The sequence below is a fragment of the Thermomonospora catenispora genome (assembly GCF_006363815.1).
Taxonomy (GTDB): Bacteria; Actinomycetota; Actinomycetes; order Streptosporangiales; family Streptosporangiaceae; genus Thermomonospora; species Thermomonospora catenispora.
The window spans coordinates 129,418-148,911 of the sequence record NZ_RRYT01000007.1; the positions used below are offsets into that span (position 1 = coordinate 129,418).

At 71.7% G+C, this 19,494-nt stretch carries 15 protein-coding genes; 9 read left to right on the forward strand and 6 right to left on the reverse strand.

Annotated elements, in window-relative coordinates:
- Positions 1-46 precede the first annotated feature (46 nt).
- Positions 47-1,138: an ABC transporter ATP-binding protein gene (locus tag EIO00_RS08260; RefSeq protein WP_277752864.1), complete on the forward strand. Its 1,092-nt coding sequence runs from the start codon at positions 47-49 to the stop codon at positions 1,136-1,138.
- A 78-nt stretch (positions 1,139-1,216) separates the two neighbouring features.
- On the opposite strand, the gene EIO00_RS08265 is transcribed toward EIO00_RS08260, so the two are convergent.
- The 5 genes from EIO00_RS08265 to EIO00_RS08285 all read right to left on the reverse strand — a co-directional run bounded on the left by EIO00_RS08265 (position 1,217) and on the right by EIO00_RS08285 (position 7,840).
- The gene (locus EIO00_RS08265; protein ID WP_140176799.1) at positions 1,217-3,721 is read right to left on the reverse strand and encodes an ABC transporter permease; all 2,505 of its coding nucleotides are present in this window, start codon (positions 3,719-3,721) and stop codon (positions 1,217-1,219) included.
- Between the two features lies 1 nt (position 3,722).
- Positions 3,723-4,514, reverse strand: coding sequence for an ABC transporter ATP-binding protein (locus tag EIO00_RS08270; RefSeq protein ID WP_140176801.1), 792 nt, complete (start codon positions 4,512-4,514; stop codon positions 3,723-3,725).
- Between the two features lie 288 nt (positions 4,515-4,802).
- Positions 4,803-5,489, reverse strand: a complete 687-nt coding sequence (locus EIO00_RS08275) for a response regulator (protein ID WP_140176803.1) — start codon at positions 5,487-5,489, stop codon at positions 4,803-4,805.
- A 69-nt stretch (positions 5,490-5,558) separates the two neighbouring features.
- Positions 5,559-6,776, reverse strand: a complete 1,218-nt coding sequence (locus EIO00_RS08280) for a sensor histidine kinase (RefSeq protein WP_140176805.1) — start codon at positions 6,774-6,776, stop codon at positions 5,559-5,561.
- Between the two features lie 119 nt (positions 6,777-6,895).
- Positions 6,896-7,840: a RecB family exonuclease gene (locus EIO00_RS08285; protein WP_140176807.1), complete on the reverse strand. Its 945-nt coding sequence runs from the start codon at positions 7,838-7,840 to the stop codon at positions 6,896-6,898.
- Positions 7,841-7,990: 150 nt separating this feature from the next.
- Here EIO00_RS08285 and EIO00_RS08290 point away from each other — a divergent pair, with 150 nt between their 5' ends.
- The 5 genes from EIO00_RS08290 to EIO00_RS08310 all read left to right on the forward strand — a co-directional run bounded on the left by EIO00_RS08290 (position 7,991) and on the right by EIO00_RS08310 (position 14,421).
- Positions 7,991-9,079, forward strand: a complete 1,089-nt coding sequence (locus tag EIO00_RS08290) for a site-2 protease family protein (RefSeq protein ID WP_140176809.1) — start codon at positions 7,991-7,993, stop codon at positions 9,077-9,079.
- 113 nt (positions 9,080-9,192) lie between these two features.
- Positions 9,193-10,143, forward strand: a complete 951-nt coding sequence (locus tag EIO00_RS08295) for a tRNA (adenine-N1)-methyltransferase (RefSeq protein ID WP_140176811.1) — start codon at positions 9,193-9,195, stop codon at positions 10,141-10,143.
- A gap of 369 nt (positions 10,144-10,512) precedes the next feature.
- Positions 10,513-12,231 (forward strand): proteasome ATPase, encoded by a 1,719-nt coding sequence (arc, locus tag EIO00_RS08300; RefSeq protein WP_194151110.1) that lies wholly within the window; start codon positions 10,513-10,515, stop codon positions 12,229-12,231.
- A 266-nt stretch (positions 12,232-12,497) separates the two neighbouring features.
- Positions 12,498-14,015 carry a depupylase/deamidase Dop gene (gene dop, locus EIO00_RS08305; RefSeq protein WP_140176815.1) on the forward strand — a complete coding sequence of 506 codons (1,518 nt, stop codon included), beginning with the start codon at positions 12,498-12,500 and terminating at the stop codon, positions 14,013-14,015.
- 196 nt (positions 14,016-14,211) lie between these two features.
- Positions 14,212-14,421 carry a ubiquitin-like protein Pup gene (locus EIO00_RS08310; RefSeq protein WP_140176817.1) on the forward strand — a complete coding sequence of 70 codons (210 nt, stop codon included), beginning with the start codon at positions 14,212-14,214 and terminating at the stop codon, positions 14,419-14,421.
- A gap of 86 nt (positions 14,422-14,507) precedes the next feature.
- On the opposite strand, the gene EIO00_RS08315 is transcribed toward EIO00_RS08310, so the two are convergent.
- Positions 14,508-16,130, reverse strand: coding sequence for a hypothetical protein (locus EIO00_RS08315; RefSeq protein ID WP_140176819.1), 1,623 nt, complete (start codon positions 16,128-16,130; stop codon positions 14,508-14,510).
- A gap of 136 nt (positions 16,131-16,266) precedes the next feature.
- Here EIO00_RS08315 and prcB point away from each other — a divergent pair, with 136 nt between their 5' ends.
- The 3 genes from prcB (at position 16,267) to pafA (ending at position 19,438) form a co-directional block, all read left to right on the forward strand.
- Complete coding sequence (gene prcB, locus EIO00_RS08320; RefSeq protein ID WP_206664077.1) at positions 16,267-17,142, forward strand: proteasome subunit beta; 876 nt, start codon at positions 16,267-16,269, stop codon at positions 17,140-17,142.
- A gap of 21 nt (positions 17,143-17,163) precedes the next feature.
- Positions 17,164-17,862, forward strand: a complete 699-nt coding sequence (prcA, locus tag EIO00_RS08325; RefSeq protein WP_140176936.1) for a proteasome subunit alpha — start codon at positions 17,164-17,166, stop codon at positions 17,860-17,862.
- Positions 17,863-18,079: 217 nt separating this feature from the next.
- The gene (pafA, locus tag EIO00_RS08330) at positions 18,080-19,438 is read left to right on the forward strand and encodes a Pup--protein ligase (RefSeq protein WP_140176824.1); all 1,359 of its coding nucleotides are present in this window, start codon (positions 18,080-18,082) and stop codon (positions 19,436-19,438) included.
- Positions 19,439-19,494 lie beyond the last annotated feature (56 nt).

Consider the following 19,494-nt stretch of genomic DNA (forward strand, 5'->3'; position numbering starts at 1 on the left):
CACAGTGAGCACCTCGCAGACGGGGGGCGGTGAGGGCACCGCGGCGGTGTCGGTGACGAAGGACGCCCGGCCGCAGCGGACCGACGAGCCGCTCCTGTCCGTGGAGAACCTGGGCAAGCACTTCCCGGTGACCGCCGGGCTGCTGCGCCGCCAGGTCGGCGCGGTCAAGGCGGTCGACGGCGTGTCCTTCACCGTGCACAAGGGCGAGACGCTGGGCCTGGTGGGCGAGTCCGGCTGCGGCAAGACCACCACCGGGCGGATGATCATGCGGCTGCTGGACCCCAGCTTCGGCCGGATCGTCTTCGAAGGGCGCGACATCACCCGCCTGTCGCAGCGGCAGATGCGCCCGCTGCGCCGCGACCTGCAGATGATCTTCCAGGACCCCTACTCGTCGCTGAACCCGCGGCAGACGGTCGGCGCCATCGTCGGCGCCCCGTTCCGGCTGCAGAAGATCCAGACCGAGCAGGGCGTCAAGAAGGCCGTGCAGGAGCTGCTGGAGCTGGTCGGGCTCAACCCCGAGCACTACAACCGGTATCCGCACGAGTTCTCCGGCGGGCAGCGGCAGCGCATCGGCATCGCCCGCACGCTGGCGCTGCGCCCCAAGCTGATCGTCGCCGACGAGCCGGTCTCCGCGCTGGACGTGTCCATCCAGGCGCAGGTGGTCAACCTGCTGGAGGACCTGCAGGACGAACTGGACCTGACCTACGTGTTCATCGCGCACGACCTGTCGGTGGTGCGGCACATCTCCGACCGGGTCGCGGTGATGTACCTGGGCAAGATCGTGGAGATCGGCGAGGCGGGCGACCTGTACGACTCGCCCATGCACCCCTACACCAACGCGCTGCTGTCGGCGGTGCCGATCCCCGACCCCGCCAAGCGCCGGGAGCGCGAGCGGATCCGGCTGACCGGCGACGTGCCCAGCCCGCTGGACCCGCCGCCGGCCTGCCGCTTCCACACCCGCTGCTGGAAGGCGCAGGAGATCTGCAAGAGGGTCGAGCCGCCGCTGGTGGAGCTGCGGCCGGGACACCAGACCGCCTGCCACTTCCCGGAGAACGCCCCGGAGGGCGCCACCGAGCTGGTGGCCAAGGCCGCCGGCGAACGCGTCACCACGGGGACGGTCGAGAAGATCGACGGCTGAGCCCGCCCCCCGCCCCGACCGACGAACGCGCGCGCCCCGCACGGCCTGCTCCGTGCGGGGCGCGTCGTCATGCCGGGGTCACTCGGTGGCGATCGCCTTGAGGATGTCCATCCGCGCGGCGCGCCAGGCCGGCCACACCGCCGCCAGCATCCCGATCACGGCCGCCACCACCAGGTAGACCACCAGCGTGCCGACCGGGATGTGCAGCACGGTCAGGCCCTCGTCGGCCAGCGCGTTCTGGATCGCCGCCCCGAACACCACCCCGATGGCGATGCCCAGCAGCGCCCCGAACACCGCGATCACGATCGACTCCAGCCGGATCATCCGACGCAGCTGACGGCGGGACAGCCCGACCGCCCGCAGCAGCCCGATCTCCCGGGTCCGTTCGATCACCGACAGCGCCAGGGTGTTGATCACGCCGACCGCCGCGATGATGATCGACATGGTGAGCAGCACGGTCAGGAAGCCGACCAGCCCGTCGATCTGGGCGCTCGCCTCCTTCTTGACCTCCGCCCGGTCCTGGACCTGCAACGCGGGGTGGTCGGCCAGCGCCCGCCGCAGCGCCTGCGCGGTCGCCGCGTCGCTCCGGGCGGTGTTGACCACCAGCATGAACGGCGGGGCGCTCTCGTGCGCCTTGTAGGCCGCCGTGGGCAGCACCCGCGCGCCCAGGAAGTCGTTCTTGGCGTAGACGCCGACGACCCGCAGCCGTTCCTGCTCGCGGTCGCTGAACCGCACCTGGACGACGGTGCCGACCTTCCAACCCTTGGCCTCGGCCTCGTCGGTGGAGATCAGCATGCCGTCCTCGCCCATGGCGGTCGTCCCCGACCGCAGCTTCACGGTGGTCCCGGCCTTCACGGTGGCCTCGTCGGCGGCCACATAGGCGCCCTTCTTGCCGTCGAACCGGCCCTGACCGATGTAGACCGGCAGCGCCTGCTCCACACCGGGCACGGACCGCACCGCCTCGATGGCGGTGGCGTCCACGCCGGCCTGGCCGCCCTGCGCGGAGACCAGGTAGTCGGCGCCGAGCTGGGTGTCGATCGCCCGGTCCACCGACGAGCGCATCGACGCGCCCAGCACGTTCACCACGGTGACCAGGGCGAGTCCGATCATCAGCGCGGCGGCGGTGGCCGCGGTGCGGCGCGGGTTGCGCAGGGCGTTGCGCTGCGCCATCCGGCCCGGCGCCCCGAACAGCCTGGGGTAGGCGGCGCCGAGCACCCGCACCACCGGGCCGCTGATCACCGGGGCCAGCATGGCCACCCCGAGGAACACCGCGAACGCCCCGAACCCCACCGGGATCATCACGTTGCCGCCGAGCTCCACCCCGACCAGGCCCAGCACCATCAGCGCCGCGCCGACCGCGGTGAGCAGCCCGCCGATCGCCAGCCGGATCCGCAGCGACCGCTGCGGCAGCGCCACGTCGTCGCGCATCGCCGCCACCGGCGGGACCTTGGCGGCCCGCCGCGCCGGGAAGTAGGCCGAGATCACCGTGACGCCGACCCCGACCGCGTACGACCAGATCACCGGCGTGGGGCCGAACACCAGTCCGTTCTCGACGTCGATGCCGACCAGCTCGCGCAGCAGCACCGCCAGGCCCGCGCCGGCCGCCAGGCCCAGGGTGGAGCCGACGAGACCGACCGCCACCGCCTCGCCCAGCACCGCCCGGGTGACCTGCCCCCGGGCCGCGCCGATGGCGCGCAGCAGCGCCAGCTCCCGGGTGCGCTGGGCGACGAGCATGGAGAAGGTGTTGAAGATGATGAACGCGCCGACGAAGATCGAGATCAGCGCGAACACCAGCAGGAAGGTCTGGAAGAAGCCCAGGATCGCGGCGACGTCGCTCTCGGCCTCCTCGCGCATCTCGGTGCCGGTGATGGCCTCGAACTGGGGCGGCAGCACCGCGGCCACCCGGTCGCGCAGGGTGTTCTCGTCCACCCCGTCGGAGCGGACCGCGATGTCGGAGAAGTAGCCCGGCTTGAGCAGCAGCCGCTGCGCGGTGGCGGTGTCGAACGCGATCGCCGAGGCGCCCATCAGATGGCCGGCGTCCAACAGCCCGACCACCGTGGCCTGCTGCGTCGGGTGGTTCCTGACCACCAGCCGGACCCGGTCGCCGATCCGGAACCCGGCCCGCTCGGCGGTCTTGGTGTCCAGCGCCACCTCGCCGGGGGCCTGCGGCTTGCGGCCCTCGGTGAGGTCGAAGTCGCCGTCCACCCAGTTGAACCCCACCGCCGGGGCGCCGTTGGTCGACAGCACCTTGCCGTCCTTGCCGACCAGCGCGGTGTACCCGACGACGTTGCCGAACGCGCTGTGGACGCCGTCGACCCGCTGCAGCGTGTCGATCAGGGAGGCGGGGACCGGAACGGCGGGACCGGTGCCGTCGTCGACGAAGTCCGGATCCCGCTTGGCCCGGACGTCCACCGCGATGTCCTGGCTGATGTTGGAGAACAGCTTGTCGAACTGCCGCTCCATGGTGTCGGTGAAGATCAGGGTGCCCGCCACGAAGGCGACCCCCAGGATCACCGACACCGCGGTGAGCAACAGCCTGATCTTGTGCGCCGCCAGGTTGCGGAGCGTGACCTTGAGCATCATGTCAGGCCCCGCCCCCCGGCAGGTCGAAGCCCTTCATCCGCTCCAGGACCTTCACGGCGGTCGGCTCGACCATGGTGTCGGTGATCCGCCCGTCGGACAGGAAGATCACCTCGTCGGCGTAGGCGGCCGCCGCCGGATCGTGGGTGACCATCACGATCGTCTGGCCCATCCGGCGCACCGAATCGCGCAGGAACTCCAGCACCTCCGAGCCGGACCGGGAGTCCAGGTTCCCGGTCGGCTCGTCGGCGAAGATGATCTCCGGCTTGGAGGCCAGCGCCCGGGCGCACGCCACCCGCTGCTGCTGCCCGCCGGACAGTTCGCTCGGCCGATGCCCCAGCCGGGGCCGCAGTCCGACCGTGTCGATGACCTGGTCCAGCCACTCCTTGTCGGGCTTGCGGCCGGCGATGTCCATCGGCAGCGTGATGTTCTCCAGCGCGGTCAGCGTGGGGACCAGGTTGAACGCCTGGAAGATGAACCCGATCTTGTCACGGCGCAGCCTGGTGAGCCGCTTGTCGTCCAGCTTGTTCAGCTCCACGTCGCCGATCAGCACCCGGCCGGAGTCGATCGAGTCGAGCCCGGCCATGCAGTGCATCAGCGTGGACTTGCCGGATCCGGACGGACCCATGATGGCGGTGAACCGTCCGCGCGGAATTCCCAGTGTCACACCGTCCAGGGCGGTCACGCGGGCGTCGCCGCTGCCGTACACCTTGGTGATCTGCAGGGCGCGCGCGGCCAGATCGCCCGCTTCCGGGCCGGTGAGCGCTTCCTCGGTGATCGGGGCGCTATATGTCACGAGAACTCCTGTGAGGGGATGGGGATGCGATGGGCCCGGCCGTCCGGCCGGGGCATGACCATCACGCTACGGGGTCGACATGCCCGACAGATGAGCCTGTGGACGGGAATCGACGGTACTGCCTGCGCAGGAGTCCACCGCACCGGCGCTCCTCCGGAAGTAGCAGCCGGATGCTCCCGACAGAGGAAGGCCCCTGGACCTCGGGAGGAGGGACGGCGTGGCCGCGCCTCGGCTCGGCGCCCCGGCCCGGACCGGGCGGCCCCGGCCGTCTCGGCTCTCGGGCCGGTCTCAGCTGGGATCGTGCTGGCCCGGGCGGCTCAGTCCCGTCTCGTAGGCGTACACCACCGCCTGCACCCGGTCCCGCAGCCCCAGCTTGGCCAGCACGTTGCCGACGTGGGTCTTGACCGTGGTCTCGCTGACCACCAGCTCCCGGGCGATCTCGGCGTTGGACAGGCCCCGCGCCACGTGCCGCAGCACCTCGCGCTCCCGCTCGGTGAGCGTCTCCAGGCCCGGCGCGGGGGTCGACTCGCGCATCGACGGCAGCCGCGAGGCGAACTTGTCCAGCAGCCGCCGCGTCACGCTGGGCGCCACGATCGCGTCGCCGGCCGCCACGATCCGGATCGCCGACACCAGGTCCTCGGGCGGGGCGTCCTTCAGCAGGAACCCGCTGGCGCCCGCGCGCACCGCCTCGATCACGTACTCGTCCAGGTCGAACGTGGTCAAGATGAGCACCCGCGGATCGTGCGCGGCCGCCCCCTCCCGGACGATCCGCCGGGTCGCCTCGATGCCGTCCATGCCGGGCATCCGGATGTCCATCAGCACCACGTCCGGCAGCATCGAGCGGGTCAGCTCCACCGCCGTCGCACCGTCCCCGGCCTCGCCGACCACCGTCAGATCGGGTTCGGCCTCCAGGATCAGCTTGAACCCGGTGCGCAGCAGCGGCTGATCGTCGACGAGCAGGACGCGTACGGTCATACGGTCATTCTCCCGTCCTCCGCGGCCCGTCCGCACCGGCGGGCCGACTCCGATCGCGGGCGGGCCGGCTCATGCGTCCAAGGGGAACCGGGCCCGCACTCCGAACCCCCCGCCGACCCGCGGTCCGATCCGCAGCTCCCCGCCGTACAGCGCGACCCGCTCGTACATGCCGACCAGTCCGTGGCCCGGCCGGTCGCGGTCGCCCGACAGCAGCGTCTGCGCTCCGCGGCCGTTGTCCTCGACCTCCACCGTCAGGTCGGTCTCGGTGTAGCGCAGCCGCACCCAGGCGCGGGCCTGCGGCCCGGCGTGCTTGAGGGTGTTGGTCAGCGCCTCCTGGACCAGCCGGAACGCCGCCAGGTCCACCCCCGGGGAGAGGGGCCGGGCCTCGCCCTCGATCCACAGCTGCACCGCCAGCCCGGTCTCGCGGACGTGCTCGACCAGCTCGCCGAGATCGGCGACGCCCGGCTGCGGGGACAGCTCCCCGCCGGCCTGCTCCGGGTCCCGATCGGTGCGCAGCACCCCGACGATCCGGCGCATCTCGCTGAGCGCGGTCCGCCCGACCTCCTCGATGGTGGCCAGCGCCTCGCGGGCGTTGTCGGGGTCGCGGTCCAGGATCCGCCGGGCCGCGCCGGCCTGCACGGTCATCACGCTGACGTGGTGGGCGACCACGTCGTGCAGCTCCCGGGCGATCCGCGACCGCTCCTCCATCCGCGCCGCCCGTGCGCCCGTGCCGCGGGCCCGCTCCAGCCGCTCCGCCCGGTCCTCCAGCTCGGCCAGATAGGCGCGGCGCAGCCGCAGGTTGCGGCCCAGCGCCCACATCCCCGCCAGCAGCGCCCCGTCGGTGATGTAGTCCATCAGCGAGATGCCGCTCTCGTGCAGCAGCAGCATCACGTTGAACGCCGCGAACGCCACCAGCCCGCCCAGCGCGCTGCGCGCCAGCCCGCGGTGCGCCGCCACGGTGTAGATCGAGACGAGGAACGCCCCCACGTCCGCCGACGACGGCAGATAGCCCAGCGCCGCCAGCGTGAGCTCTCCGCCGGTCGTCCACAGCAGCACCGCCGTCGGCGCACGGCGCCGCCAGGTCAGCGCCAGCGTCGTCGCGACGACGATCGCGACGTTGCGGGCGTCCGGCTCGGCGAGCCGTTCCGCATGGGTCTCCGGCAGCTCGGCCAGCACCAGCTGCGGCACCCCCACCGCCAGCAACAGCAGCGCCAGCAGCAGGTCGGCGACCTGCGGGTGGGCGCGCAGCAGACGACGGCCCTCGGCGATGCGGATGCGGGGTGACACGCTCCTCACCCTAGGACCTCGCGTCCGGGCGCGACCCCTCCTGTGCGGGGAGGGTCGGTCCTCCCTGAGGAGGACCCCGGAGGGGGCGGCGACGGGTCAGACGGTCGCAGGTCGTCCGGTCACAGGTCGTCGACGCGGGCCAGCCGCGACGGCCCCGGCTCCAGGTCGGCGGGGGAGCGGCGCCGGGCGGGCTCGGCCGGCAGCGGCGGCGGGGTCCCCCCGAACTCCGGGCAGCGTTCCTTGTGGTCGCACCAATCGCACAGCCGGCTGCGCCGCGGACGCCACTCGCCGGTGTCCATCGCCCGGCGGATCGCCCGCCACAGCGCCTCCACCTTGCGCTCGGTGGCCCGCAGGTCCGCCTCGTCGGGGACGTACCGCAGGACCTCGCCGTTGCCCAGGTACATCAGCTGCAGCATGCGCGGCACGGTGCCGTGCAGCCGCCACATCACCAGGGCGTAGAACTTCATCTGGAACAGCGCCCGCGCCTCGAAGTCGGCGCGCGGCGCGCTGCCGGTCTTGTAGTCGACGATGCGGATCTCGCCGGTGGGCGCGACGTCCACCCGGTCGATGTAGCCGCGCAGCTTCAGCCCCGAGTCCAGCACCGTCTCCACGTACAGCTCGCGCTCGGCCGGCTCCAGCCGCCGCGGATCCTCCAGCGTGAAGTAGCGCTCCACCATCTCGCGCGCCCGCGCCAGCCACGCCTGCGGGTCGGCGTCCGGGTCGCCGGCCGCCTCCGGATCGGGCTCCTCGGGGAACATCGTCCCCAGCTCCGGCTCCTCCGACAGCAGCCGCTCCCACTGCGGGCCGAGCAGGTCCAGCGCCGCGGCCACCGTGCGCCGCTCGGCCGGCAGGTCGTACAACCGCTCCAGCACCGCGTGCACCAGCGTGCCGCGCACCGCGGCGGGACTGGGCCGCTCGGGGATCTGGTCGATCACCCGGAACCGGTACAGCAGCGGACAGGTCATGAAGTCCCCGGCCCGCGACGGCGACAGCGCCCCGACGACCGCCGGCGCGGCCGGATCGGCGTCCGCGGAGGGGTGGGAGGGGGCTTCGGTGGTGGCCATGGCGACAGGGTAGGCGACTCCTGTGACGGAATCCGTCAGGCGCGTGCGGCGGAACCCGACGGGCGCGGTCGTAGCATCGATGGCGTGGCAGACACCCCTCCCGGGACCGGGACCCCACCGCACGGCGCGGACCCTCGCCCGGGATTCCCCATGGGCAGGCCGTTCGGAGTCCCGGTGTACGTGTCGCCGAGCTGGTTCCTGGTCGCCGTGCTGATCACGGTGCTGTTCGAGGACCAGGCCCGCACGGTCGCGGCCCCGCCGCTCAGCCACGCGGTGGCCTTCGCCTACGCGGTGCTGCTGTACGCCTCGGTGTTCGTGCACGAGCTCAGCCACGCGCTGACCGCCCGGCTGTTCGGGCTGCCCGTCCGGTCGGTCACCCTGCACATCCTCGGCGGCGAGACCGTCATCGAACGCGAGTCGCCCACCCCGGGCCGGGAGTTCCTGATCGCGTTCGCCGGTCCGCTGACCAACCTGGTGCTGGCCGCCGCGGGGCTGGGGGCCCTGCTGGCGCTGCCGCTGCCGCCGGTGGCCGAGCTGCTGGTCACCGGGCTGACCCTGGCCAATGCGGTGGTCGGGGCGTTCAACCTGCTGCCGGGGCTGCCGCTGGACGGCGGTCGGCTGGTGCGCGCGGCGGTGTGGAAGATCACCGGCCGCGGCCGGGACGGCACCGTGGCCGCCGCCTGGGTGGGCCGCGGCATCGCGCTGTGCACCCTCGCGGCCGGGGCGCTGGCCGTCTCCCTGCCCTCCGGGGCCGTGGGCGGCGACTGGCTGGTCCTGCTGTGGTCGGTGCTGGTGGCCTCGTTCATCTGGGTCGGCGCCACCCATGCGCTGCGCGCCGAACGCGTCCGCGCCCGCATCCCGGCCCTGCACGCCCGCGCCCTGGCCCGCCGCGCCGCCCTGGTCACCGCCGACCTGCCGCTGGCGGAGGCGATCCGCCGGGCGCACGAGCAGGCCGCCGGCGCGCTGGTGATCGTCGATCACCGGGATCGGCCCGTGGCGCTGGTCAGCGAACGGGCCGTCACGGCCGTGCCCGAGCATCGCCGTCCCTGGATGACGAGCGGAGAGGTGTCCCGCAGCCTCACGCCGGGGCTGACGCTTCCCGCGGACCTGTCCGGCGAGGAGCTGATCGCGGCGCTGCGGCGGGCTCCCGCCTCGGAGTACCTGCTGGTGGAGCCGGACGGGCGGGTGTACGGGGTGCTGGCCGCGGACGACGTGGGACGGGCCTTCACGGGGGCGTGACCGTCCGCCGCCGGCCCCTCGTCCCCCGCCCGCCGGGGCGCTCCAGGCGACCCGCTCCCGCCCCGTTCCGGAGCGGTCCGAGCGGGCGATCAATCCCGATAACCTTGACGACCATGACCGAACCGCAGCCGACCGGAGAGCCCGGACCCGACGAGACCCCCGCCGCCCCCGCCCCCCGGGTCGTCGGGCGCGTCCCGCACGGGCCCTTCCGCGCCGGCGACCGGGTTCAGCTGATCGACCCCAAGGGCCGTGTCAAGATCATCACCCTGCGGCCCGGCGGGCAGTACCACTCGCACAAGGGCGTCATCGCCCACGACGACGTCATCGGCAGCCCCGAGGGCAGCGTGTTCCGCTCCACCGGCGGCGTCGACTATCTGGCGTTCCGGCCGCTGCTGGTCGACTACACGGTGCGCATGCCGCGCGGCGCCGCGGTGGTCTACCCCAAGGACGCCGCCCAGATCGTGGCGATGGCCGACATCTTCCCCGGCGCCCGGGTCGTCGAGGCCGGCGCCGGCTCCGGCGCGCTGAGCTGCTTCCTGCTGCGCGCGGTCGGCGAGCACGGGCTGGTGTCGTCCTATGAGCAGCGCGAGGACTTCGCCGAGGTCGCCCGCCGGAACGTGGAGACCTTCTTCGGGGGCCCGCATCCGGCGTGGCGGCTGACCGTCGGAGCGCTGGAGGAGAAGCTCGCCGAGACCGAGGTCGACCGGGTGGTGCTGGACATGCTGGCCCCCTGGGAGTGCCTGGACGCGGTGGGCAAGGCGCTGGTCCCCGGCGGGCTGGTGTGCGTCTACATCGCCACCACGACCCAGATGTCGCGGATCGTGGAGGCGCTGCGCGCGCACGGGTCGTTCGCCGAGCCGTACGCGTTCGAGACCATGCTGCGCTCCTGGCACGTCGACGGACTGGCGGTCCGCCCCGATCACAAGATGGTCGGTCACACCGGGTTCCTGGTGACCGCCCGTCGGCTCGCCGACGGGGTCGCCCCTCCGCCGCGCCGCCGCCGTCCGGCCAAGGGCGCCCACCCCGCCCCCGAGGAGGCCCCCTCCGCCCCCGACGAGGGGTGAGCGGCCCTCCGCCCGCGGATCCGCGGGCGGGCCCGGACGGCCCGGTGAACGTGTTACATCGAATTCACATATCCGGTCAGGATTTTCAGATCGTTCACGGGTACCGCTTCCGATGCGAGAACCTCGCGCCAGGGCGGGAATGAAGACAGATCCTCGTGGCGTTCCAGTATTTTCCGTGATGTGTTCGCGGGTCGCGAAGCGCCGGGAAATGGACCTCTGGTCGATCCGGCACGACACGAGCACCCCAAGGGCAGGTTACGGGAGCCCTCCGGATAGGTAGGGTCTGAGTAGGTCGTCGGCTCTCTCTTGAGGAGGTGACGGGGCGTGGCCGCTCGTGACGATGCTGGGGCGCGTAAGGCGCAGCACGACATGGAGGTGCGCGACCTTCAAACGCAGGTCTCCATCTTGGAGGAGGAGATCTCCGTGCTGCGCCGTAAGCTCGCGGAGTCTCCGCGTCAGGTTCGTGTGCTGGAAGAGCGCCTTCAGGAGACGCAGGCCAACCTGGCCGCCGTGACCGGGCAGAACGAACGTCTTGTCGCGACCCTCAAGGAGGCACGGGAACAGATCGTCGCGCTCAAGGAGGAGGTCGACCGGCTGGCGCAGCCGCCGTCCGCCTTCGGCGTCTTCCTGCAGGCGCGGGACGATGGAACGGTCGACATCTTCACCGGCGGCCGCAAGCTGCGGGTGAACGTCTCCCCGTCCGTCGACGTCTCCGAGCTGCGGCCCGGCCAGGAGGTCATGCTCAACGAGGCGCTCAACGTCGTCGAGGCGCTGGGCTTCGAGACGCAGGGCGAGGTCGTCATGCTCAAGGAGGTGTTCGACGACGGTGAGCGCGCCCTGGTCATCGCCCACGCCGACGAAGAACGGGTGATCCGGCTCGCCGAGCCGCTGCGCGGGGTCCCGCTGCGCGCCGGCGACTCCTTGATGCTCGAGCCCCGTTCCGGCTACGCCTACGAGAAGATCCACAAGGCCGAGGTCGAGGAGCTGGTGCTGGAGGAGGTCCCCGACATCTCCTACGAGGAGATCGGCGGCCTGGGACCGCAGATCGAGCAGATCCGCGACGCGATCGAGCTGCCCTACCTGCACGCCGACCTGTTCCGCGAGCACAAGCTGCGCCCGCCCAAGGGCGTGCTGCTGTACGGCCCGCCGGGCTGCGGCAAGACCCTCATCGCCAAGGCCGTCGCCAACTCGCTGGCCAAGCAGGTCGCGGAGAAGACCGGTCAGGAGGGCAAGAGCTTCTTCCTCAACATCAAGGGCCCCGAGCTGCTCAACAAGTACGTGGGCGAGACCGAACGGCACATCCGCCTGGTCTTCCAGCGCGCCCGGGAGAAGGCCTCGGTCGGGGCCCCGGTGATCGTGTTCTTCGACGAGATGGACTCCATCTTCCGCACCCGCGGCTCGGGGGTCTCCTCGGACGTGGAGAACACCATCGTCCCGCAGCTGCTCAGCGAGATCGACGGCGTGGAGGGCCTGGAGAACGTCATCGTCATCGGCGCCTCCAACCGCGAGGACATGATCGACCCGGCGATCCTGCGGCCCGGCCGGCTGGACGTCAAGATCAAGATCGAACGGCCCGACGCCGAGGCGGCCAAGGACATCTTCTCCAAGTACATCAAGCCCGACCTGCCGCTGCACCCCGACGATCTCGCCGAGCACGGCGGCTCGCCCGAGGCCACGGTCGAGGCCATGATCCAGCGGGTCGTGGAGCGGATGTACGCCGAGACCGAGGAGAACCGCTTCCTGGAGGTCACCTACGCCAACGGTGACAAGGAGGTGCTGTACTTCAAGGACTTCAACTCCGGCGCGATGATCCAGAACATCGTCGACCGCGCCAAGAAGATGGCCATCAAGCAGTACCTGGAGACCGGCCAGAAGGGCCTGCGGGTGTCCCACCTGCTGGCCGCCTGCGTCGACGAGTTCAGCGAGAACGAGGACCTGCCCAACACCACCAACCCCGACGACTGGGCCCGCATCTCCGGCAAGAAGGGCGAGCGCATCGTCTACATCCGCACTCTGGTCTCCGGCAAGCAGGGCGCCGAGGCCGGGCGTTCCATCGACACCGTCGCCAACACCGGCCAGTACCTGTAAGCGCCCCTCGAGCCGGCGACATCGGACGCGGCGGCCGCCCGCGGGCGGCCGCCGCGTCCCGCGTCGAGGGGGCGTGCGGCCGATCGACAGGTAAACCTCCGAGGCCGGGGTAATAACCCGGCGATGATGTACGACAGTGAAGACCGGAGGCGGGGCGCCGCGCGACGCGTCGAGCGCCGACGCCGGCGGACGGGCGGGACGGCGGCGCCGGCGATGTCCGATTCCGTCCCCCCGAAGTGGCACCGATCGGCACTAGGCTCGACGATATGAGTGTTCGGCGGGTGATGGGGATCGAGACCGAGTACGGCATTTCCGTGCCCGGTCAGCCAGGGGCCAACGCGATGGTGACGTCCTCGCAGGTCGTCAATGCCTACCAGGCGGCTTCGGCGGCTCGGGCCAGACGGGCCCGCTGGGACTTCGAAGAGGAGAACCCGCTGCGGGACGCGCGCGGCTTCGACCTGGCCCGCGAGGTGGCCGACCCGAGCCAGCTCACCGACGAGGATCTGGGGCTGGCCAACGTCATCCTCACCAACGGGGCGCGGCTGTACGTCGACCATGCGCACCCGGAGTACTCGGCGCCCGAGTGCACCAACCCTCGGGACGCCGTGATCTGGGACAAGGCGGGAGAGCGGGTGATGGCCGACGCGGCCCGCCGCGCCGCGATGGTGCCGGGCACTCATCCCATCCAGCTCTACAAGAACAACACCGACAACAAGGGCGCCTCCTACGGCTGTCACGAGAACTACCTGATGAAGCGGGAGACGCCGTTCGCCGACATCGTCAAGCACCTGACGCCGTTCTTCGTCTCCCGGCAGGTGGTGTGCGGCGCGGGCCGGGTCGGCATCGGGGTGGACGGCCGCGGCAGCGGTTTCCAGATCAGCCAGCGCGCCGACTTCTTCGAGGTGGAGGTGGGCCTGGAGACCACCCTCAAACGGCCCATCATCAACACCCGCGACGAGCCGCACGCCGACCCCGACAAGTACCGGCGGCTGCACGTCATCATCGGCGACGCCAACATGAGCGAGGTCTCCACCTACCTCAAGCTCGGCACCACCGCGCTGGTGCTGTCGATGATCGAGGACGGGTTCCTCACCGTGGACCTGTCGGTGGACATGCCGGTGGCGGCGCTGCGCGCGGTCTCCCACGACCCCACCTGCAAGCACCTGATCACCCTGCGGGACGGCCGCAAGATGACCGCGGTGCAGCTGCAGATGGAGTACCTGGAGCAGTCCCGCAAGTACGTCGAGGACCGTTTCGGCTCCGACGTCGACGAGCTCACCCGGGACGTGCTGGACCGCTGGGAGTCGGTGCTGCACCGGCTGGGGGAGGACCCCATGCAGCTGTCGCGGGAGCTGGACTGGGTGGCCAAGCTGGAGCTGCTGGAGGGCTACCGCAGCCGCGACGGGCTGGACTGGTCGCATCCGCGGCTGCAGCTGGTGGACCTGCAGTACACCGACGTCCGCCCCGACAAGGGCCTGTACAACCGCCTGGTGGCGCGCGGCCGGATGGAGCGGATCGTCACCGACGCCGAGATCGAGGCGGCGGTGGAGAACCCGCCGACCGACACCCGCGCCTACTTCCGCGGCCGGTGCCTGTGGCAGTACGCCGACTCGGTGGCCGCCGCCTCCTGGGACTCGGTGATCTTCGACGTGCCGGGGCGGGAGTCGCTGCAGCGCGTGCCGACCCTGGAGCCGCTGCGCGGCACCAAGCAGCACGTGGGCGCCCTGCTGGACCGCTGTCAGACCGCCGCCGAGCTGGTCGCCGTGCTCACCGGGGAGAACTGAGACCCGGTGGACCGGATGGACTGACGTTGCCGATGCGAGGTCGTGACCGATATGACCGTTTCAGTGGGGGTCCGGCGGGCGATAACCGTGTCGAGACAGCCCCCGGACGTCACAAGGCACATCGGACATCGAAGTCCGCTGGCCGTTGGTGATCGCAGGTAGGGTTGAGGGCACCGGCACTGAGTGGAGGTAACCGATGGCCACCAAGGACACCGGCGGTCAGAAGCGGACCACGCGCCGCCACGAGGAGGTCGAGGAGACCCAGGCGGCGGTCGGTGAGGACGTCGCCGAGCGCCACGAGAAGCTGTCCGAGGACGTCGACGCCATCCTCGACGAGATCGACGAGGTGCTGGAGGAGAACGCCGAGGACTTCGTCCGCTCCTACGTGCAAAAGGGCGGACAGTAACCGCCGCCGCGGTCCGATCGCCTCCCGCCGCCGAGCGTCCGGCGGTGCGGATCTTCGCGCAGGGGTCCGGGTGACGCCGGTCGGCGTCACCCGGACCCCTGCGTCTTCCGGTCGGGCTCCTCCGTCTCCCGGTCGTCCTCGCCGTCGTCCTCGGGGCGCGGGCGTTCCGCGGTCGTCGGCCCGGTCAGCGCGGCGGCGAACGCGTCGGGGACGGCGAAGCCCTCCGGCGGAATCGGGGTCTCGTGCGCCAGCCGGCACCAGGCCAGGTCCACCGCGGCCGCCGCGCTCATGGCCCGCAGCGCGATCTCGGCGTCGGCCGGCCGGAAGTCCCCCGGCATCCCGCCCTCCGCCGGCCACAGCCGGCGCAGCTCGTGCTCCGGCCGCTCCAGGACGTCGGTCAGCAGCCCGCGCAGCTCGGGATCCAGCCAGGTGCCGATCTGCTGCGCCAGGTCGGGCCGGTGCCCGGCCAGGTCGGCGGCCAGCAGCGCCACCGCGGCGTGCCGCGGCTCGATGAAGTCCGGGCCCTCCGGGTCCCCGCACATGGGGACCAGGGCGTCGGCCAGGTCGTACATCGCCATCTGGAAACGCTGTCCCGGCGCGGCGTCGAAGAACAGCGTGGCGCCCAGCCCCGGCGGGCAGCGGCTCATCCACTCCCGTTCCACCGCCTCGTCCCCGTACGGCAGGGCCCTGTGGTCCAGCGCCGGATTGGCCTGCAGCGGCTCGGCGATCGACAGCAGCGCCTGGGCGCGGACCTTGAACCGCGGATCGTCGCGCAGCGCCTGCGCGGTCATCACCATGCAGCGCACGATGTGCCCTGCGGCGTCGGGTCGCCCGGCCCGCATCCGCTCGGCGTACAGGGCGATGATGGTGCGCAGCAGCGGCGGCATCACCCAGCGCAGCCTGCCCCGGCCGTCGAGCGGGCGCGACAGGTACGGCTCCCACAGGTTCAGCAGTCCCGCCCGGCCGCCCTTCTCCGGGTCGGGATCGAACACCGGGACCGCCGCGCACCACAGCATCGCGCTCCAGGTGGCGGCGACGGTGCTGGGAGTGCCGTGCAGGAAGTGGCTCCAGCCCAGCGGATAGTCCAACGGCGGGGCCGCCGCCGCCTCGGCGATCACCGAGCGCAGCCGGTACAGCAGCGCCCCGGACACCGGACGGCCGGCCACCGCCAGCGGCGGCCCGTAGTCGTAGGCGAAGTCGGGCCCGGAGGGCAGGATCTCCACCGGTATCGCCGGAGGGTTCAGCCCGGGCCGGGCGGTCTGGGCCGAGCGGCGCACCTGCACGCTGCGCGGCGGGAAGCAGGGGAACCAGCGGCCGTCGGCGGGGTGCCAGCGGTACCAGCGCGCCCACGCCCCGTACATCCACCAGGAGCCGTCGGGCAGGTGCACCAGACGGGTCACCAGCGCCTGCTGGCGGTGCACCGGGGCGGCGACGGCCCACCAGGGGGCGGCCACGGTGGCGCGGGTGTCGTGCTCGGCGCGCTCGAACGCGTCGCCGTCGTCGGGGGGCGGACCCTGCTCGCCCGGTGCTCCCGGGTAGGGCGGCGGGAGGGGGTAGGGAGGGGGCGGACCGGGCAGCGGCGGCCCGCCCTGCGGCGCGGGCGTGCCGGGCCATACCGGCGGGCCCTGATCGCCGGGCCATGTCGGCTGCCCGTGAGGGCCCGGCCAGCCCGGCTGCCCGGGCGGCGGGCCAGGAGGTCCCCAAACCACGCCGTCATCGTAGTGTCCCACGGCCCGGTTCGCCGTGGGCGGACTCCCGGAGCGATGCCAGATATGCGCCTCGCGCTGGTTGAACGTTAGGGTCGTAATCGTCCGCGCCGGTGAGACCCCTGGGGGTGCCGGTGCCATGGTGGAGGGAAGGAGTCGCGTGGCGTCCCACGATTCGTACACCGGACGTCTTCCGGGGGTGTTCATGAACCCGGGCACGTCCTCGTTCACCGAGTTCCTCGGGTCCTACGCCCCCGACCTGCTGCCCGGCCGCCGCATGAGCAACCTCGCCGGGGGAAACCCGGAGGATGTGGAGGTACCGCACGCCACCACGATCGTGGCGGTGACGTTCCCCGACGGGGTGGTGATGGCCGGCGACCGGCGGGCCACCGCCGGGAACATGATCGCCCAGCGTGACGTGGAGAAGGTCTTCCGCGCCGACGAGTTCTCCGCGGTGGCGATCGCCGGCACCGCCGGGATCGGGATGGAGATCGTCCGGCTGTTCCAGGTCGAGATCGAGCACTACGAGAAGATCGAGGGCCGCACCCTCTCGCTGGAGGGCAAGGCCAACCGGCTGGCCACGATGATCCGCGGCAACCTCGGCATGGCGATGCAGGGCCTGGTGGCGGTGCCGCTGTTCGCCGGGTACGACACCGACCGCGGGGTCGGCCGGATCTTCAGCTACGACGCGGCCGGCGGCCGCTACGAGGAGCACGACTTCCACGCGATCGGTTCCGGCTCGGTGTTCGCCCGCGGCGCGCTGAAGAAGCTGTGGCGGCCCGACCTGGACGCCTCCGACGCGGCGCTGGTGTGCGTTCAGGCGCTGTACGACGCCGCCGACGACGACGCGGCCACCGGCGGACCGGACCTGATCCGCAAGATCTACCCGGTGGTCGCGACGGTCACCGGCGACGGCTACCGCCGGCTGACCGACGAGGAGGTCGCCGATCTGGCCCGGACCGTCGTCGACGGGCGCCACGACTCGCCGGGCGGCCCGACCGCCCCGCTGCGATAGAAGGGACCCACTCCGGTGACCATGCCGTTCTACGTCTCGCCCGAACAGATCATGAAGGACAAGGCGGACTACGCGCGCAAGGGCATCGCGCGTGGCCGCAGCGTCGTCGTGCTGCAGTACGACGGCGGGATCCTGTTCGTGGCCGACAACCCCTCGCGGGCGCTGCACAAGATCAGCGAGATCTACGACCGGATCGCCTACGCGGCGGTCGGCAAGTACAACGAGTTCGAGACGCTGCGGCTGGCCGGCGTCCGCTACGCCGACATCAACGGCTACCAGTACGACCGGGGCGATGTGACGGCGCGCGGCCTGGCCAACGCCTACGCCCAGACGCTGGGCACGATCTTCACCGACTCCAGCAAGCCGTACGAGGTGGAGCTCGTGGTCGCCGAGGCCGGGGTGGACCCCGACTCCGACCAGATCTATCGGCTGACGTTCGACGGCTCGGTCCGCGACGAGCACGGCTATGTGGCGATGGGCGGGCAGGTGGAGGCCGTGGAGCAGGCCCTCAAGGAGCGTTTCCGGGAGGGCCTGTCGCTGTCGGCGGCGTTGCGCGCGGCGGTGCAGTCGCTGGAGGCCCAGGAGGCCGACCGGCGGCTGGAGGCCAAGGCGCTGGAGGTGGCGGTGCTGGACCGCAGCCGTGAGCATCGGCTGTTCCGCCGGCTGCCGGCCCCGCGGATCGAGGAGCTGCTGGCCCAAGGCGCCGGCACGGAGTCCTGACCGACCGCGCGGGCGACGCGGTCCGGTGAGCCCGATCCCCCGTCTGCGGCGGCAGACGGGGGATTTGTCGTCATGTAAAGCCATATGAATCAGTCCCTCCATATGGGGTGGTTCGAAGGTTTTCGTCAGTGTCGGCGGCGCGCCGGATCATGCCGGTTCGGCATTCGTGCGTCGCCGGGCACTGTCGGGCGGGCCCTTCGCCGCATAGGGTCGAGATGTGGACAGGCGCATTTTCGGGCTCGAAAACGAGTACGGGGTCACCTGCACCTTCCGCGGACAGCGGCGGCTGTCGCCCGACGAGGTGGCGCGCTACCTGTTCCGCCGGGTGGTGTCATGGGGACGCAGCAGCAACGTCTTCCTGCGCAACGGCGCGCGGCTGTATCTCGATGTGGGCAGCCACCCCGAGTACGCCACACCCGAGTGCGACAGCGTCGTCGACCTGGTGACGCACGACAAGGCGGGCGAGCGGATCCTGGAGGGACTGCTGGTCGACGCCGAGCGGCGGTTGCGCGAGGAGGGCATCGCCGGCGACATCTACCTGTTCAAGAACAACACCGACTCGGCCGGCAACTCCTACGGCTGCCACGAGAACTACCTGGTGGGGCGGCACGGGGAGTTCGGCCGGCTGGCCGACGTGCTGATCCCGTACCTGGTCACCCGGCAGATCATCTGCGGGGCGGGCAAGGTGCTGCAGACGCCGCGCGGCGCGGTGTACTGCGTTTCGCAGCGGGCCGAGCACATCTGGGAGGGGGTCTCCTCGGCCACCACCCGGTCCCGGCCGATCATCAACACCCGCGACGAGCCGCACGCCGACGCCGAGCGCTTCCGCCGGCTGCACGTGATCGTGGGCGACTCCAACATGAGCGAGACCACGATGCTGCTCAAGGTCGGGGCGACCGACCTGGTGCTGCGGATGATCGAGGCCGGGGTGGTGATGCGCGACCTGACCCTGGAGAACCCGATTCGCGCCATCCGCGAGGTCAGTCACGACATGACCGGCCGCCGCCGGGTCCGGCTGGCCAACGGCAGGGAGGCCTCCTCCCTGGAGATCCAGAAGGAGTACTACGGCAAGGCCCGGGACTTCGTGGACCGCCGCGGCGGCGACGCGGTCACGATGCGGGTGCTGGACCTGTGGGAGCGGACGCTGCGCGCGGTGGAGACCGGGGATCTGGACCTGGTGGCCCGGGAGATCGACTGGGTCACCAAGTACCAGCTCATCGAGCGCTACCGCCGCAAGTACGACCTGCCGCTGTCCTCGCCGCGGGTGGCCCAGCTGGATCTGGCCTACCACGACGTGCACCGCGGTCGCGGCCTGTACTACCTGCTGGAGAGGCGCGGCTCGGTCGAGCGGGTCACCCGTGATCTGGACATCTTCGAGGCCAAGTCGGTGCCGCCGCAGACCACCCGGGCGCGGCTGCGCGGCGAGTTCATCCGGCGGGCCCAGGAGAAGCGCCGGGACTTCACCGTCGACTGGGTGCATCTGAAGCTGAACGACCAGGCCCAGCGGACGGTGCTGTGCAAGGATCCGTTCCGCTCGGTCGACGAGCGGGTCGACAAGCTCATCGCAGGGATGTGAGGCGGGCTGCCTTCGGGGGTGACCAGCCGGTAAGGTGACGCGCAAGTCCGCTCCGT